Source organism: Pedobacter sp. Leaf216, from assembly GCF_001421515.1.
Taxonomy (GTDB): domain Bacteria; phylum Bacteroidota; class Bacteroidia; order Sphingobacteriales; family Sphingobacteriaceae; genus Pedobacter.
The window spans coordinates 226,711-241,312 of record NZ_LMKM01000035.1 but is presented as its reverse complement, the minus strand read 5'-3'; the positions used below and the strand labels follow the sequence as shown (position 1 = coordinate 241,312).

The window sequence follows — 14,602 nt, the reverse complement described above, 5'->3', positions numbered from 1 at the left end:
GCATCGGGTAATTGATCGTTTCCATGTTCAGAAATTGGCTTATGATGCAGTTCAGGAAGTTAGGATAAAGTATCGTTGGGAGGCTATCGATGCAGAAAATGAGGATATCGCAACGGCWAAAAAGAACAAAACTGCTTACCATCCAGAAGTGTTGGCTAATGGAGATACTTTAAAGCAATTGCTGGCGCGGAGCAGGTATCTTTTGTTWAAACATCCCTCAAAATGGACACGGAATCAAGAACTTAGAGCAGAGCTACTTTTCRWAAGGTATCCCAAATTAAAGAATGCATATARTATTGCCCAAAAATTGGGAGATATATTCAGRTTGTGCAAAAGTAAGGAACAGGCCTTTAAAAGATTGGCAATCTGGTATAATGAGGTCGAAGCATGCGGAATTGATTCCTTTAGGACTGTTGCCAGATCAATTCAATCGCAAATGCTTCTGCAGAATCTTTCAATGCMAAGATCAAAGCCTTTAGAGCAACATCGAGAGGTGTAAGGGATATTAAGTTCTTCTTATTCAGATTATCGAAAATATATGCCTAGAGTTTAACTCCCCCAACTTTTCCGCTTGATCCCAATAGAGCCGTACCATTTAGATTTCCAAAATCTCAAGAAGCCACCAATCGTCTTCCTGAACTTGTTTCAAGATCTTAATTAGCTAACGCTAAGCAGAATATTATCTTTTCCGCTCTAATGCATTGGTATCTATCTTGAGCCATAATACGGGCTTTAAAATGCAACATGCATATCAAACCTCTTAAGTCTATAGCTTTGCCCCAAAAAGATAAAGCTCCCCATCGCGGAGAGCTTTTATCCAACTAACAAAACATATTTTTAAATTCAGTGGGCGGTAATTTTATTTATCCCTTTTTCACCAATTTATATTCGATTACTGGTTTACCACGTGTGCCTGCATCACCAGCACCCATTGAAATAAATTTCAATTTGTAAACATTCCCAGCTGCATCCTTAATTAAATAAAAAATCTTTGTATTAACACCTGTAGCAGGTTGTGTACTTCTCCATCCTGAACCAATTACATCTCTATTCGTTAAAAATGTTTCTCCAGCAATGTTTGATTCTGAAAATGCTGAATAAGTTTTTGTATCTGTAATTGTAACAATTGCAGCAGATGTACCTACTAAATTATTAATGAAAACTAAATCAGAAAATGCATATGGTAAATAGATTGTATTACCGTTTACATCTTTTGATGTTGTCCAATACATGCTATAACCCCAAACAATATCCCAACTTGCCTTGGCAGGTTCAACTGTAACCGCTGTTCCTTTCACTAATGAAGCAAATTGAAAATTCGCATCAGTATTTTTCGTAACATCTAATGTTTTAAAAGTAGTTTCGGTTATTTTAGCATATTGTAAGGTATAACCTGCTGTGCCTTTTCTAATTATTCTAATTTTATAAAGTTCTTCATTAGCCAGAACAGTTGCAGCACCACCTTTTCTGTTGATTATATAAACTTTATTTTCAGCATCTGTTGATGAGATGGCTGCAATGGCTGTTTTATTTAAGATATTAGTTTCTCTGCCATCGTCAACTAATGAAAAATTACCCTGACCTTGACCAACTTTTAATCCATTAGGATCAAAATCGGAGATTGTTACAGCATTTAAATCTGTTTTATTGATAACTAAGGCAGAAGCACCATTACTTGAGTTGAGGATAACTTTAAAATCAGCTCCCGAATAAAAGCCTAAATCCCAACTATCACGTTCTGCTGAAGTTTGTTTATCGGCACTAAAATCAACATAAACACTATTACCAGCAGCACTTCCTGCTTCAGCACCAATTAATCCGTTAAGTGTTAAAGTACTTCCATCAGATGGCGGTACAACTATAATAGGTTCATCCGAATCTTTTTTACAAGCTGTAAATGTTATTGCTAAAAAAGCAATAGCGGTCATTGAGTTAAATTTGTTCATGTTTATTGTGATTATGTTATTATAAATTAATTATATCTAGGTTATAACTTAAGCCCAAAACGTAAGCGCGGCCATAGCTATAAGGTACAGTTGCACCACCAGTACTGTGTGCCCCGCCACTTGCTGTTGAGCTGTTGGCTAATTGTGTTATATTAAATAGATTTTTAACTCCAGCATTAATGGTTAAAGATTTAAATAGATTTTTGTTCAGCATTAAATCAGCTGTATGGAAACCGCTGATCTTTACCAGTTTAACTGTGCTGGTACTGTTTTCGGTAATAAGCTGGTAACTAGGGAGTGCGCCTGTGTATTTGTAAAACAAACTGATACTTCCGCGTAGTTTGGCAAGTGTATAAGTAATGTTCGAATTTATTTCTGTAGCCCAGGCAAATTGAGGAGTTTCTATAGTATTGTTTTCGCTTAAATCATTATACCTGCCAATGTAAGATAGCCCTAAACTAGCCTGTAGATTCTTTTTATAAGTGATAACGTTATCAAGAGTACCACCAGTGGTTTTGTATTTAGAAATATTAATTAACGTGGTTATTGAATTATCTGTTGGAGACAGGCCAAAATCAATCCTGTTTTTTACCAGGTTGTAGAAACCGGTTAAAGAAGAACGAAACTCAATATCGCGGTCGTGATTAACCACCCACACAAGCGAGCCATTAAAACTATTCGATTCTTCTGCTTTTAAATTTGGATTACCTAAAATATTATGACTGGCATCTACAAAATCATAATATAATTCTCTTAGCGCAGGTGACCGGAAACCTTTTGCATATGCTAAACGAAAATCAAGATCTTTAGTCAGGATGATTTTAGCGTTAAGTGATGGGATAATTGGAGGAGCATCATAAACTGAATTTTTGATCAACCTTATTCCTGGTCTGATATTTATCGCATCAGCCAATTTAATTTCAGCAGTAACAAATGCCGCATAATCATTAATTACAGGCGAACCCTTAATTCTCTGCCCACTGGCTGCATCTCTACTATATTCGATGCCTGGTTGAAATGAAACTGATTGACTTAAATTATAAATTGCAGTCGCCCTGAAATTAGTCGCATTAAATTTTGCAACATCCTGCGCTCCGGCGCCACTTGATAATTCTTCGGTATTATTGGCATAATCATGAATAACTGTTTTAGTTGCACGATCAAGTTTGGTGAAACCCGCAACGGCAGAAAGAAGCAGCTTATTGCTAATTTTATATTCTGATTGAAGCTGTTGTGTATAGCGATGTGTGGTATAAGTTTGAAGTAAACCTTTGTAATTGTTTGGGTTAAGCCCATTTCGTACATCAATAACTTCCTTTAGGCCATCCAAACGGTACCAAATGTTAAAATTATTATACCGGTAACCAATTTTAGTATTGGCTAATACTTGTTCCTTAGGCTTCCACCGGTTTGTAACAACATTCACTTCATCTATAGTTGCTGTTTTACTGGCCAGATTCCAGCCGCCAAAATCGTTATGCGAAAAGCCGGCCAACACACTCCAATGGTTATTCTTCCAGTTCGCGCTATAATTTTGCATGTGATTTCCTTTACCTGATAAAGCTTCATATTCCTCGCCGGCGGTTTCTTCCTGAATCCTTGCAGAAAGGTTTAGTGATTTTTTATCCGGATTTTTGGTGATGATATTAATTACTCCCGCCAGTGCATCTGCTCCATATATTACCGACATCGGTCCTTCCACAATCTCAATCCGCTCAATCGTATTGATGTCAACCTGGTTTAAACTTTCACGCGTATCCGATCGATCGGCCATAGGTATACCATCCAAAAGGATTTTAACATTTCTACCCGTCATCCCCATTAACTGTATATCAGTAGTTCCTAAGGTTAAATCATTACTAAAGCGAAAACTCAATTCAGTATTTAAAATTTGTTGCACATTGTTGGCAGCTCTAAGTTTTATCCGCTCAGCAGTGATCGTTCTAATGTTATAAACCGAATTTTTTAATGTTTGCGGTCCGTACTGCCCCGTAACCACAACATCTTTTAAATCATTTGCCTTCGTGCTATCAACTTTAATTTCCTGAGCAACAGTTACAAATCCAAAAAGCGATAAAGCAATTGATAAATATATTTTCATTTATTTAGACTAATTATAAATAATTGTGCAAATTTGTACATAATCACAAAAAGCAGATAACGCTAAACGGATAATTAATACCGCCAAACGGATTAAATCATTTATGGAATTTAAACTCTCAACATGCTCAAACGGAAATATTCTTTATCAAAAAAGCTACCCTGAAAATTTTGATAGTAATGAAGATATCGGTGAGCAGGAAACAGACCTGCGCACGGAAAATGCAGCATTAAATTTAAAAGAAAAGTGGTTTAATGGAGTCCACATGAGTATAATGGAGGTTGAAACCAATCAGAAGGAAGATTTTTTATTCGAAACTTCCAATTCGAATATTGGCTTCTTATTCTGCCTAAATGGTATAATCGATTATTATTGTAACCATCAAAAAGGTAGTAGTTTATCGCTCACCAAGGATCAACAAAATATCAATGGAGGAAAAATTACTGCAATTAATTTTAGCCTGACTGAAAACAGCAAATATTTATATCTACAATTTACAAAAACATATTTTAATCAAATAACAGGTTATCAATTCGATAACATTACATCCTTTCATAAACAGCAATCAATTTCTCCAGACATCGCTTTAATACTAAAGGATTTAATGTTCCATAACCACGAGGGAAGGGCAAAGCGCTTATTTATAGAAGCAAAAATATTTCAACTGTTGATCATTTACATGAATCAAAAGCATGAGCAGCCTAAGTTTAGCTTAAAAAAAGATGATGTGAATAAGATTATGTTGGCTAAATACCTGGTAGAACAAGATGTACAAAAGCCATACTCATTAATGGAGTTATCGCGCAAAGCCGGAATTAATGATTATAAACTTAAAAAGGGTTTTAAAGAATTAACCGGACATACCGTTTTTGGTTATTTATATAAAATCAGGATGGAAAAAGCCCATGATCTGTTGGCGAAAGAAAAAAGAACCGTAAATGAAGTGGCCTTTCTTGTAGGCTATAAAAACGCACAGCATTTTATAGTAGCTTTCAAAAAAAAGTATCAAATTTTACCCGGAATTTTAAATAAAAACTAAAAACTTAGCGCAAACGTTTGTTTCTCTAATCTTTAACCTCATTCACAATTAAATCAGATTCTACAATTGTATTGTAATAAGCCTGATTTTCGGAATTCGGACTATGAATAAGATCCAGCAAAATGTTTGCGGCTTTTTGTCCCTGTAGATAAGGATATTGCTCAACCGATGCCACAGGCGAGTTATCTAAATAACTGATAATGGGCAGATTTGCATAACTCACCACGTCAAAATCATTGATTACATTAAGCTTTTTAAAATATTTAATTAAAAAGAGCGCAACATAATCGTTAAAAGTAACAATCGCCGTAGGTTTTCTTTTATGGTTTAAAAAATGGTCGGCAGCTTCAATAGTCCCTTGTTCAGTTAAATCGCAATTTACAACTAATGAAGGATCGAACTTTAAGCGATTAAAAGTAATGGCCTGCATATATCCATCCTTACGCTCCTCGCTGGCATACAATGTAGTTGGTCCATTAATCATCCCAATACTTCTATGTCCTTTTTTAAGCAAATAATTAACGGCTTTAATGGTTGCACTTTCCAAACTACAAGCTACGTAATGAACATTTTTAAAAGGAGGGATGCGATCAAAAAATACAACAGGGATATTGAAAGAATTTAACTTTTCAAAATGATCGAACTTTGAAGTGTCTTTACTGATAGAAACCAATAAACCATCTACCCGCTGATTTTTCATCTTTTCAACAAGTTTAACCTCCTGGTCATAGTTATCATGCGATTGCGCAAAAATAACTGTATAGTTTTTCTTAATTGCTTCATCCTCTATTGCAGAAATGGCAATAGAGAAAAAATGCTCAGAAAGTTCAGGTAAAATTACGCCAATAGTGTAAGTCTTTCCTTTTTGAAATAAAATTGCAGCGTTATTTGGCTCATAGTTTAGAGACTTCGCCAGTTGTTTAATTTTCTCTCTTGTTACCGCTCCGATGCTGGGATGATCGTGCAATCCCCTGGAAACACTGGAAGGAGAAATGTTTAAAATTCTGGCTATTTCTTTAATGGTTGTTGGTTTCGATTGCATTGTAATTGCTAAACTACATTAAATTTCTTCAATATGTAATAATACAAAATTAATCAAACGTTTGCGTTGTTTTTTTTTGTCGATTCTTTCCTTCATGATGTAAATATCAATACATTCGACAAATAATCAATTCTTAACGACTGAAAAATTAGATTAGAATTTTTATAAAAATAAATTAATTCCAGCACTCGAAAATTGAATTAACATTACGATAAAACATACCCCAATGATTAACAAAATGCCCGTCCGGTTGGGAGGGGTATTTAAACAAAAAACGAGAAGTGTTCGTACCACTCCTCGCCAATTTGGGTTATTTTCCTGCATGCAGGTACAATAAGTTATCTAAGCTATATGTTTAACCCGTTTCAAAGGTATAAAATCATTTTTAATTAAATGATTATTTAAAATAGCTCCATTTGTGGTATTATCATGCCTGAATGTGTAAACATTATGAATTTCTGACTCAAGAAGAAGTAATTCATACGTCATATATACTCGCCACGCTTTATTTCTGAAATCATATTGCTACTTTGGTTGCATTAATTTTCAAAATGGCTATTATATATATCCTACTTTCCATAGTAGTGCTTTTTATCATCATCATAAATTTACCGGTTTTCGGTCGCTTACCTAAAGGTTTACGGCTGAATAAAATCCATCAAATGCCTAATTACCGTGATGGTGCTTTGCAAAACCTTTCAATTACACCTATGCAGCCTGAAGGGGTGAGTTTTTTTACAATTTTAAAAGCATTCTTTTTTCAGAAAAACCCTGGAAAATCGCCAGATAAAGCACTACCATTTATTACACCCGATATTGCCGGAAAAACCAAAAACAACAATCCTGAAATTATCTGGTTCGGACATTCATCTTACCTGATTAAGGTGGATGGATTTAGAATACTGGTTGATCCGATTTTTAGTAAAACGCCATCTCCGTTTTCTTTTATCGGTGGCAAAGCTTTTTTGGGTACAGATGTGGTAAATGCAGATCAATTTGAAAATATCGATATCCTTTTAATAACACATGACCATTACGATCATCTTGATTATCAAAGTATCCTTAAAATCGCACCTAAAGCAAAATCAATTGTTACTTCACTTGGTGTAGGAGAACATTTAGAAAAATGGGGCATTATAACCGAAAAGATCAACGAATTGGGTTGGAATCAATCCATTACTTTATTTAACAAGCTTAATTTTACGGCTGTTCCTGCAAGGCATTTTACAGGCAGGAAGTTTAAAAGAAATCAAACCCTATGGTCTGCATTTCTACTAAAAACTGCCAACTACAAACTATTTTTAGGTGGAGATTCGGGTTATGACACACATTTTGCCAAAATTGGAGAAGAATTTGGTCCGTTTGATCTCGCTTTATTGGAATGTGGGCAATATCACGAATATTGGCCATACATCCATATGTTTCCTGAACAAACCGTTCAGGCGGCGATCGATTTAAAAGCAAAGGTTTTAATGCCAGTTCACTGGGGTAAATTTAGCCTGGCCATGCACCCATGGAACGAGCCAATAAAAAGAATTGTAGAGGCCGCCTCACTGAAACAATTGCCTTTAGTTACCCCCAGATTAGGAGAAACAGTGATTCTAAATGAATATTTACCTACCGAAAACTGGTGGCTCGAACAATAAACCTAAACAATAATGGCTGTACGCTGTTTAATTTCTAAAATCGAATAGAATTATGAAAACTGATCTTGTAGAAATTTTTCAAACCATTAGGGCAAGCATACAACCATACGCAGCTATGGGTTATACAGTGCATGAAAATTCTGAAACCGGTTACGATTTATATAGTGAAAAAAATATCGAGCTGGATGGTAAGAAAATCACAGAACGATTTTTTACTGGCGTTTACATTAACGGGAGCGAGGTGGAAGTAAAAATAAATACGTCAGAATTTACTTCAAAAAATGAACAGCTGGTTGATTTTGGAGGCGATACAGCTGGCTTAAAAATTACTACACTTGATGATAACAAGTTAAAGGAAGTAGAAACGCTAATCGAAATTATCCACACGAACTTTAAAGAAAAGCAATGGATTTAATGATTTGATCGTTAAATTTGCGGCAAATAATTTCTCCATAACCTGCTGCTGATTGAATAATTTAAACGCTGAAGATAACTGGCATCATCATTTAAGCATAGCACTAGCCAATAACCAAATTGAGTGCTGCTATTTTTTAAAAGATGGATTCCATCTCTTGCAATTAAACCATCACATTATTATTCATTTGGTAAGTTTGCAAAATCCATTTTCAGCAGGAAAACTCATCCAGTTACAAGAAATTTACGCCATCAATAACATCAAGCTTGTGCATCTTTGGGAAGATCTCTGGCTCTCCAGGCCTGTTTTAGTGTTGGCACGCATTAAATCCTTACTTGGAAAAAACGTACGCATTTACGGAAGAAAAACTAAAATATTTAAAGTAACAAAGCCCGAAGCAGATGAGTTTTTAAATCAAAACCACTTGCAAGGTTCTGTAAGCAGCCGTTATAAGTTTGGCTTATTTGAAAAAGAAGAGTTGGTTGCAGTGGCCACTTTTTCAGCTTTGAGAAAAATGAATCATAGCGAAAATTACCGCTCAGCAGAGCTGATCAGATTTGCTGTTAAAGCGGGTTATTCCATAACCGGTGGATTGAGTAAATTAATATCCCATTTTTTAGAAACCTACAAACCGAATGATTTAATGACTTATGCGGACCGTGATTGGTCGGCAGGAGAGGCCTATACCAAATTGGGATTCGAACAAACTGATATTTTAGAACCTATGGTTTATTTATTGGATGAAAATTTGAAACGGCTGATAAAAAAGGATTATCAAACAGCTAGACAAGAGGTGTTTAATACAGGAAGTATAAAATTTATTCTCTGGTTTTAATGGAAAAGGCAAATCTCATCATCATTTTAGGCGCAACGGCATCAGGTAAAACCAAACTTGCTGTACAGGTAGCTGATGCACTGGATGGGGAGATAATAAGTGCCGATAGCCGCCAGGTTTTTAAGCGCATGGATATTGGAACTGGGAAAGATCTTCAGGAATATCAGATTGATCATAAAACAATTCCCCATCATCTTATTGATATTTTGGAACCAGGTGAACGCTATCATGTTGATGCTTTTAAAAATGATTTTTACAAAGCCTTCGAATCAATAACACAGCAAAATAAAATGCCAATTCTTTGTGGAGGTACTGGCATGTACATCCATAGTCTTTTGCAAAATCAAACTTTTACAGCCATTCCGGTAAATGAAGAATTAAGAAATCAATTGAATCTTTTATCCAAAGAAGAACTTATAGATCAATTGCAAAGCAATAACCACAAAAGCCTGGATAATGTTGATTTATCATCAAAAAAAAGGATGATCAGGGCACTGGAAATATCAGATTTCTTAAAATACAATCAACTCGAAATTATAGACCGACCGGTTTTAAAACCCATCGTTTTTGGATTAAAAAATGAAGTGGAAATCACCCGGGGAAAAATTTTGGCGAGATTAGATCAAAGATTCAATTCTGGTTTGATTGAGGAGGTAGAACAACTGCTTAAAGATGGAATTAGCAAAGAAATTCTGACTTTTTACGGGTTAGAATATAAATTTATTGTAAACTACCTCGATGGGGTATATACTTTAGATGAGTTAAAATTAAAACTTGGCATAGCCATTTGCCAATATGCCAAACGGCAAAATACTTTTTTCAGGAAGATGGAAAAGGACAGTGTAAACATTATTTGGCTTGATGCGGCGTCACAAACGAACCACCTAAAACACCTTGTAATAGAAAAAGTTTTAGAAAAAACGATTTAGCTATTTTTAGTCATTTTAGCGTTGGTTTATCTCCTAAATTGTTGTATAAAATAGCTTTTGGCACAGCCTTTGTAATTGTTGAGGCATAATATATTTAACTCATTAAATCATCCTTAAAAATGAAAACAATTACTAAAATTCTTGCTACTTCAGCAGCTGTAGTGGCACTTTTCTTTTCTACAAATGCTAATGCACAATCTCGTAATTTAGGAATCGGACTAAACGTTGGTGCAGGTACTTCAACTGGCTATGGTCTTGTCCTTGGTGGAGATATCAGATATCAGTTTAACGTAGATAAGCAACTATCTATACCTGTAACAGCTGGCTACAATAATTTTTCAATTAAAGATTCTTACGGAGGTGGAAGCTTTGGAGTTATTCCAGTTAAAGCAGGTGCTAAGTATTTCTTTAACGATTCTGGCGCAGGTGCCTATGGTTTAGCTGAACTAGGTGCAGGTTTTGGCACTAATAAAGGTGCAGGTACTTCATTTGTTTATTCTCCAGCAATTGGTTACGCATGGAGTAACGGCTTAGATTTAGCAGCAAAATATGAAGGTTATTCAAATAATGGTAGTATTGGTTTTGCAGGTATCCGTTTAGCTTACGGATTTAGCTTGTAATCGCTTACTCACTAAATAGTTAAAAGCCTCCTTTTAAGGGGGCTTTTTTTATTTCATAAGATTCTGAAAAAAATGAAAATTTAAAAATCCGTTTAAGATATTTTATCGTATATAACCGAAACCCTTAATTAATAACTTAAAATATCTTAAAATGAAAACAGTTACTAAACTTTTTGCAACGACATTAACAGCTCTTGCAATTTTAACCACATCTAATTTAAAAGCACAAACAATGAGTTCTACCGAGCCTATGACGACAGGAAGTGGTATGGCTTTCAAAATTGGTGTAGGTGTAAACTATGGTATATTTCCTGATAAATCTGAAATGGATTACGGTTATGGTGCTGATGTTAAACTTCAGTATGATTTGAGCCCTTACGTAGCTGTTACAGCATCTGGTGGTTATACCCGCTTAAAATGGAAAGGAAGTCCACTTAAATTCGAATTTATTCCATTATTAGGTGGTGTAAGGGTATTCCCGATCGAAAGAATGTACCTTGCTACTGAATTAGGTTCTGGTTTAGCAATTAAAGACGGTGCTAACATGAACTTTATCTACACAGGTGGTTTAGGTTACGAATGGAAAAACGGTTTAGACCTTGGCGTGAAATATGAAGGTTATGTAAACAATAGCGCTTCAGATCTTTATTTCATGAAAACAGGACAATTTAACCTGAGGTTAGCTTATAATTTTAAATTATAATTAAAAGATCATATAATATTGAAGTCTCGATGAAAATCGGGACTTTTTTGTTTATTTACCATTTTAATTGCTAATTTGAGCCGAAAACCAAATACAATGAAAAGAATATTCGGAATAGCAATACTCACCATTTTAATGGCCTGCAATCAGGTTGATAAAAAATCCACAGTAAAAGATTCCACAAAAACAGATTCATTAACTGTTAAAAATGAGGTTTCGATAAAAGACAAGCAGAAATCTGAAATATTTAGCCAATATGTAACCTTAAAAGATGCATTGGTGAAATCAGATTCAGCCGCTGCCCAAAAATCTGCTTCTCATTTACAAACCAGCTTGGCTGCCTATAAAGGTTGCGAACCTACTGCTGGTGTAGCCAGTAAAATTGCAGCCAGTAATAACCTTGTTTCACAACGAAAAGATTTTACCGTTTTAAGTGCCGATTTAATTGCTTTGTTAAAAAATGCTGAAATCGAAAAAGGCACAATTTATGTTCAACACTGCCCGATGGCAAATAAAGGTGATGGAGGAGACTGGTTATCAACAGAAAAGGAAATCAGAAATCCTTATTACGGAAATGAAATGCTGGAGTGTGGTAGGGTTGCAGAAGAGATCAAGTCAAAATAGATAGCAGAAGCCGTTAAATTAAGCATGATTGTTACGTCATTTTGACCAATTATTCATATTAATTTAACAGATTTGTTATGCATGTATATTAATTTTATATAATTTAGAAGCTATAAACACAATACAATAATATGTCAGATATTGCAGAGATTAAAGTTGATGGTAAAACAATAGAATTGCCAGTAATTACAGGAACAGAAGATGAAAAAGCCATTGATATTTCAAAATTAAGAGATCTTACGGGCTTTGTAACTTTAGATACTGGTTTTAAAAATACTGGTTCTACAAAAAGTAAAATCACTTTTTTAGATGGTGAAAAAGGCATTTTAAAATATAGAGGTTATTCTATCGAAGAACTTGCCGCAAAATCAAGTTTCTTAGAAGTAATTTACCTGATCATTTATGGTGATCTTCCTACGCAACAACAATTGGAAGATTTACAGGCTGATATCAGCAAGCACACGTTGATCCATGAGGATATGAAGAAATTTTTTGATGGTTATCCATCAAGATCTCATCCAATGGGGCAACTTGGCTCGTTAATTTTCTCTTTATCTACTTTCTATCCAGAGTGTTTAAAGCCAAATCAAACTGCAGAAGAACAGGATTTAACCATTATTAAACTTTTGGCTAAATTCCCTACCATTGTATCTTTTGTTTATAAAAAATCATTAGGTCATCCGCTTATTTATCCAAAAAATAAATATGACTATGTAACCAATTTCCTTTGGATGACATTTGGACAACGTACAGAGGATTATGATGTAAATCCGATTGTTGTTAATGCGATGAACAAATTGCTTATTCTGCATGCAGATCACGAGCAAAACTGTTCAGCATCTACAGTCCGTATTGTAGGTTCTTCTGATTGTAATTTATATGCTTCTATCGCTGCAGGTATTGCTGCACTTTGGGGGCCATTACATGGTGGTGCTAACCAGGCTGTTATCGATATGCTTGAGCTAATTAAAGCAGATGGTGGTGATACAGAAAAATGGATTGCAAAGGCAAAAGATAAAAACGATCCTTTCCGTATGATGGGCTTTGGTCATCGTGTTTACAAAAACTTCGATCCAAGAGCAAAAATCATTAAAAAGGCTTGTGACGATATTTTAGAGAATTTAGGTATCGATGATCCAATTTTAGAAATTGCTAAAAAATTAGAGGAAGCAGCTTTAACTGATCAATATTTTATCGACCGTAAATTATATCCAAACGTAGATTTCTATTCAGGTATTATATACCGTGCTTTAGGTTTCCCTTCAGAAATGTTTACTGTTCTTTTTGCGCTAGGCCGTTTACCAGGATGGATTGCACAATGGAAAGAAATGCATGAAAACAAGGAACCGATTGGTCGTCCCCGTCAGATTTATGTTGGCGAAACGGATAGAGAATTTGTTGAATTGAAAGACAGAAAATAATACTGTAAAACATATAAAAAAACCACTCGGATATTTCGAGTGGTTTTTTTGTGTGTTATTTTTTATCAAGCGACCCTTATACTGATTTTATTTCTTGCTTAATCGCGCCTTGAATAAATCCAACGGTTACATAGGTTGAATATAAGAATTTATGTTGCTACATAATAAATCAGGTTGATCATCACCATTTCTGATAATTTGAAAGCAACCGCATAAAGGATCAATATCCAGAATATTTTAAAAATTGTACTCCATGTTTTACGCTGGTAGAAGACTGTAAGTGCCTTAAACATATACCAGAATAAGTATACAGTAACTGCAATTTCAATAATATTACTCATTAAAGAACTTTCACCAAACACATGTTTCATGATGGGTTGAGTAAAAATAGACACGATAAAGTAAACCATCATGCCATGAATGGTAAAAATCAGGTGATCAAGGTAATAGATATGGTTTTTCCTGAAATTGAGCATAATAAACCACGCCAATAGTGGCATCAGCAAGAAAAATTGTTTTGGCCGGTTGTGTTCCAAAGTTTCCTGAATTACTTCCGATTTTTCGCCAATTGTTATTGCTCTCTTTTTAATTAATTTCTCATACCAACCATCTTGTTCAGAAATCGGTAATTTCTTCTGTCTGGATAAATAAGCAGCATAAGTGCTATCATTCCTTTCGATATGGATATCATTGTATTCTTCAATAATATCCGCAAGTGAGTCTGATTTTAACTTTGCATTTTCTGCATGTAATCTGCTCAGTTCTTTTTCCTGATCAGTAAAACCAAGCTTTACAAATTCTTGCTTTTTAATGGCCTCATCTATTGTAGTTGTTGCTTTAGTAGCAATCTCTTTTGAGATTCCACTCAGTTTCAATGCTTTTTTTACACTATCGCTAACATTCCGGTCCTTTTTGTTTACAATATTGACGTGGTTTTCATCCGAATCTTTTGTTACATGCTTTGGAGAATAAACCACGAGAAAGTATACAATCGATACGAAAATATACATGCTCACCGGGTTAATGTACCGGGCTCTTTTACCAGCCAGGTAATCAAGTGTAACCTGCCCAGGTTTAGTTAAAAGAGGAGAGAGGGTTTGAAAAAATTTATTGTCGAAATGAAAATAATGCGCAATACTATGGCTGATAAAGCCCCAGAAACTCTCTTTTAATTCTAAATTTGGTTGGCCACAATCACTGCAATAATGTTTCTCAACGTGCGAACCGCAGTTTAAGCAATTGTGTTCTTTTCTATACTTACCGGCTGACATGGGATAAATC

13 protein-coding genes and 1 pseudogene are annotated in these 14,602 nt (G+C 34.9%); 10 read left to right on the top strand and 4 right to left on the bottom strand.

From position 1 onward, the window contains the following. Nucleotides 1–34: 34 nt before the first annotated feature. Nucleotides 35–546 (top strand): annotated as a pseudogene (locus tag ASE74_RS21770) (transposase). Between the two features lie 317 nt (nucleotides 547–863). On the opposite strand, the gene ASE74_RS21765 reads toward ASE74_RS21770, so the two are convergent. Together ASE74_RS21765 and ASE74_RS21760 are read right to left on the bottom strand one after the other, a co-directional pair. Beyond that, entirely contained in the window at nucleotides 864–1,946 is a 1,083-nt protein-coding gene (locus ASE74_RS21765; RefSeq protein WP_055914003.1) for an HmuY family protein, read from the bottom strand. Between the two features lie 19 nt (nucleotides 1,947–1,965). Further along, on the bottom strand, nucleotides 1,966–4,047 hold the full coding sequence (locus ASE74_RS21760) for a TonB-dependent siderophore receptor (protein WP_055914000.1): 2,082 nt from the start codon (nucleotides 4,045–4,047) through the stop codon (nucleotides 1,966–1,968). A 103-nt stretch (nucleotides 4,048–4,150) separates the two neighbouring features. Between ASE74_RS21760 and ASE74_RS21755 the strand changes: the two genes are divergently transcribed. Next, nucleotides 4,151–5,086, top strand: coding sequence for a helix-turn-helix transcriptional regulator (locus ASE74_RS21755; RefSeq protein ID WP_055913997.1), 936 nt, complete (start codon nucleotides 4,151–4,153; stop codon nucleotides 5,084–5,086). Between the two features lie 25 nt (nucleotides 5,087–5,111). Here the strand turns inward: ASE74_RS21755 and ASE74_RS21750 are convergent, their stop codons facing one another. Then, nucleotides 5,112–6,128, bottom strand: a complete 1,017-nt coding sequence (locus ASE74_RS21750) for a LacI family DNA-binding transcriptional regulator (RefSeq protein WP_055913993.1) — start codon at nucleotides 6,126–6,128, stop codon at nucleotides 5,112–5,114. A gap of 551 nt (nucleotides 6,129–6,679) precedes the next feature. On the opposite strand from ASE74_RS21750, the gene ASE74_RS21745 reads away from it, so the two are divergent. From ASE74_RS21745 to ASE74_RS21710, 8 genes are all read left to right on the top strand, one after another. Next, nucleotides 6,680–7,774, top strand: a complete 1,095-nt coding sequence (locus ASE74_RS21745; protein WP_055913990.1) for an MBL fold metallo-hydrolase — start codon at nucleotides 6,680–6,682, stop codon at nucleotides 7,772–7,774. Nucleotides 7,775–7,826: 52 nt separating this feature from the next. Beyond that, nucleotides 7,827–8,189, top strand: coding sequence for a hypothetical protein (locus ASE74_RS21740; protein ID WP_055913987.1), 363 nt, complete (start codon nucleotides 7,827–7,829; stop codon nucleotides 8,187–8,189). 52 nt (nucleotides 8,190–8,241) lie between these two features. Next, on the top strand, nucleotides 8,242–9,024 hold the full coding sequence (locus ASE74_RS21735) for a hypothetical protein (RefSeq protein ID WP_055913985.1): 783 nt from the start codon (nucleotides 8,242–8,244) through the stop codon (nucleotides 9,022–9,024). Continuing rightward, on the top strand, nucleotides 9,024–9,953 hold the full coding sequence (gene miaA / locus ASE74_RS21730; protein ID WP_055913982.1) for a tRNA (adenosine(37)-N6)-dimethylallyltransferase MiaA: 930 nt from the start codon (nucleotides 9,024–9,026) through the stop codon (nucleotides 9,951–9,953). Before ASE74_RS21735 ends, miaA begins: the two co-directional genes overlap by 1 nt. A gap of 119 nt (nucleotides 9,954–10,072) precedes the next feature. Then, nucleotides 10,073–10,573: a hypothetical protein gene (locus ASE74_RS21725; protein ID WP_055913979.1), complete on the top strand. Its 501-nt coding sequence runs from the start codon at nucleotides 10,073–10,075 to the stop codon at nucleotides 10,571–10,573. 151 nt (nucleotides 10,574–10,724) lie between these two features. Further along, nucleotides 10,725–11,276 (top strand): hypothetical protein, encoded by a 552-nt coding sequence (locus ASE74_RS21720; protein WP_055913976.1) that lies wholly within the window; start codon nucleotides 10,725–10,727, stop codon nucleotides 11,274–11,276. A gap of 96 nt (nucleotides 11,277–11,372) precedes the next feature. Continuing rightward, nucleotides 11,373–11,900: a DUF3347 domain-containing protein gene (locus ASE74_RS21715; protein ID WP_055913971.1), complete on the top strand. Its 528-nt coding sequence runs from the start codon at nucleotides 11,373–11,375 to the stop codon at nucleotides 11,898–11,900. Nucleotides 11,901–12,031: 131 nt separating this feature from the next. Beyond that, a complete protein-coding gene (locus tag ASE74_RS21710; RefSeq protein WP_055913968.1) occupies nucleotides 12,032–13,321 on the top strand; it encodes a citrate synthase in 1,290 nt (429 codons plus the stop codon). 149 nt (nucleotides 13,322–13,470) lie between these two features. Here ASE74_RS21710 and ASE74_RS21705 read toward each other — a convergent pair whose 3' ends face one another. After that, nucleotides 13,471–14,592, bottom strand: a complete 1,122-nt coding sequence (locus ASE74_RS21705; RefSeq protein ID WP_055913965.1) for a DUF3667 domain-containing protein — start codon at nucleotides 14,590–14,592, stop codon at nucleotides 13,471–13,473. Between the last annotated feature and the right edge of the window lie 10 nt (nucleotides 14,593–14,602).

What these genes read in the sequence shown, in the direction of transcription:
- ASE74_RS21765 (WP_055914003.1), bottom strand. Translation starts at nt 1,946, where the DNA reads ATGAACAAATTTAACTCAATGACCGCTATTGCTTTTTTAGCAATAACA.
- ASE74_RS21760 (WP_055914000.1), bottom strand. Translation starts at nt 4,047, where the DNA reads ATGAAAATATATTTATCAATTGCTTTATCGCTTTTTGGATTTGTAACT.
- ASE74_RS21755 (WP_055913997.1), top strand. Translation starts at nt 4,151, where the DNA reads ATGGAATTTAAACTCTCAACATGCTCAAACGGAAATATTCTTTATCAA.
- ASE74_RS21750 (WP_055913993.1), bottom strand. Translation starts at nt 6,128, where the DNA reads ATGCAATCGAAACCAACAACCATTAAAGAAATAGCCAGAATTTTAAAC.
- ASE74_RS21745 (WP_055913990.1), top strand. Translation starts at nt 6,680, where the DNA reads ATGGCTATTATATATATCCTACTTTCCATAGTAGTGCTTTTTATCATC.
- ASE74_RS21740 (WP_055913987.1), top strand. Translation starts at nt 7,827, where the DNA reads ATGAAAACTGATCTTGTAGAAATTTTTCAAACCATTAGGGCAAGCATA.
- miaA (WP_055913982.1), top strand. Translation starts at nt 9,024, where the DNA reads ATGGAAAAGGCAAATCTCATCATCATTTTAGGCGCAACGGCATCAGGT.
- ASE74_RS21725 (WP_055913979.1), top strand. Translation starts at nt 10,073, where the DNA reads ATGAAAACAATTACTAAAATTCTTGCTACTTCAGCAGCTGTAGTGGCA.
- ASE74_RS21720 (WP_055913976.1), top strand. Translation starts at nt 10,725, where the DNA reads ATGAAAACAGTTACTAAACTTTTTGCAACGACATTAACAGCTCTTGCA.
- ASE74_RS21715 (WP_055913971.1), top strand. Translation starts at nt 11,373, where the DNA reads ATGAAAAGAATATTCGGAATAGCAATACTCACCATTTTAATGGCCTGC.
- ASE74_RS21710 (WP_055913968.1), top strand. Translation starts at nt 12,032, where the DNA reads ATGTCAGATATTGCAGAGATTAAAGTTGATGGTAAAACAATAGAATTG.
- ASE74_RS21705 (WP_055913965.1), bottom strand. Translation starts at nt 14,592, where the DNA reads ATGTCAGCCGGTAAGTATAGAAAAGAACACAATTGCTTAAACTGCGGT.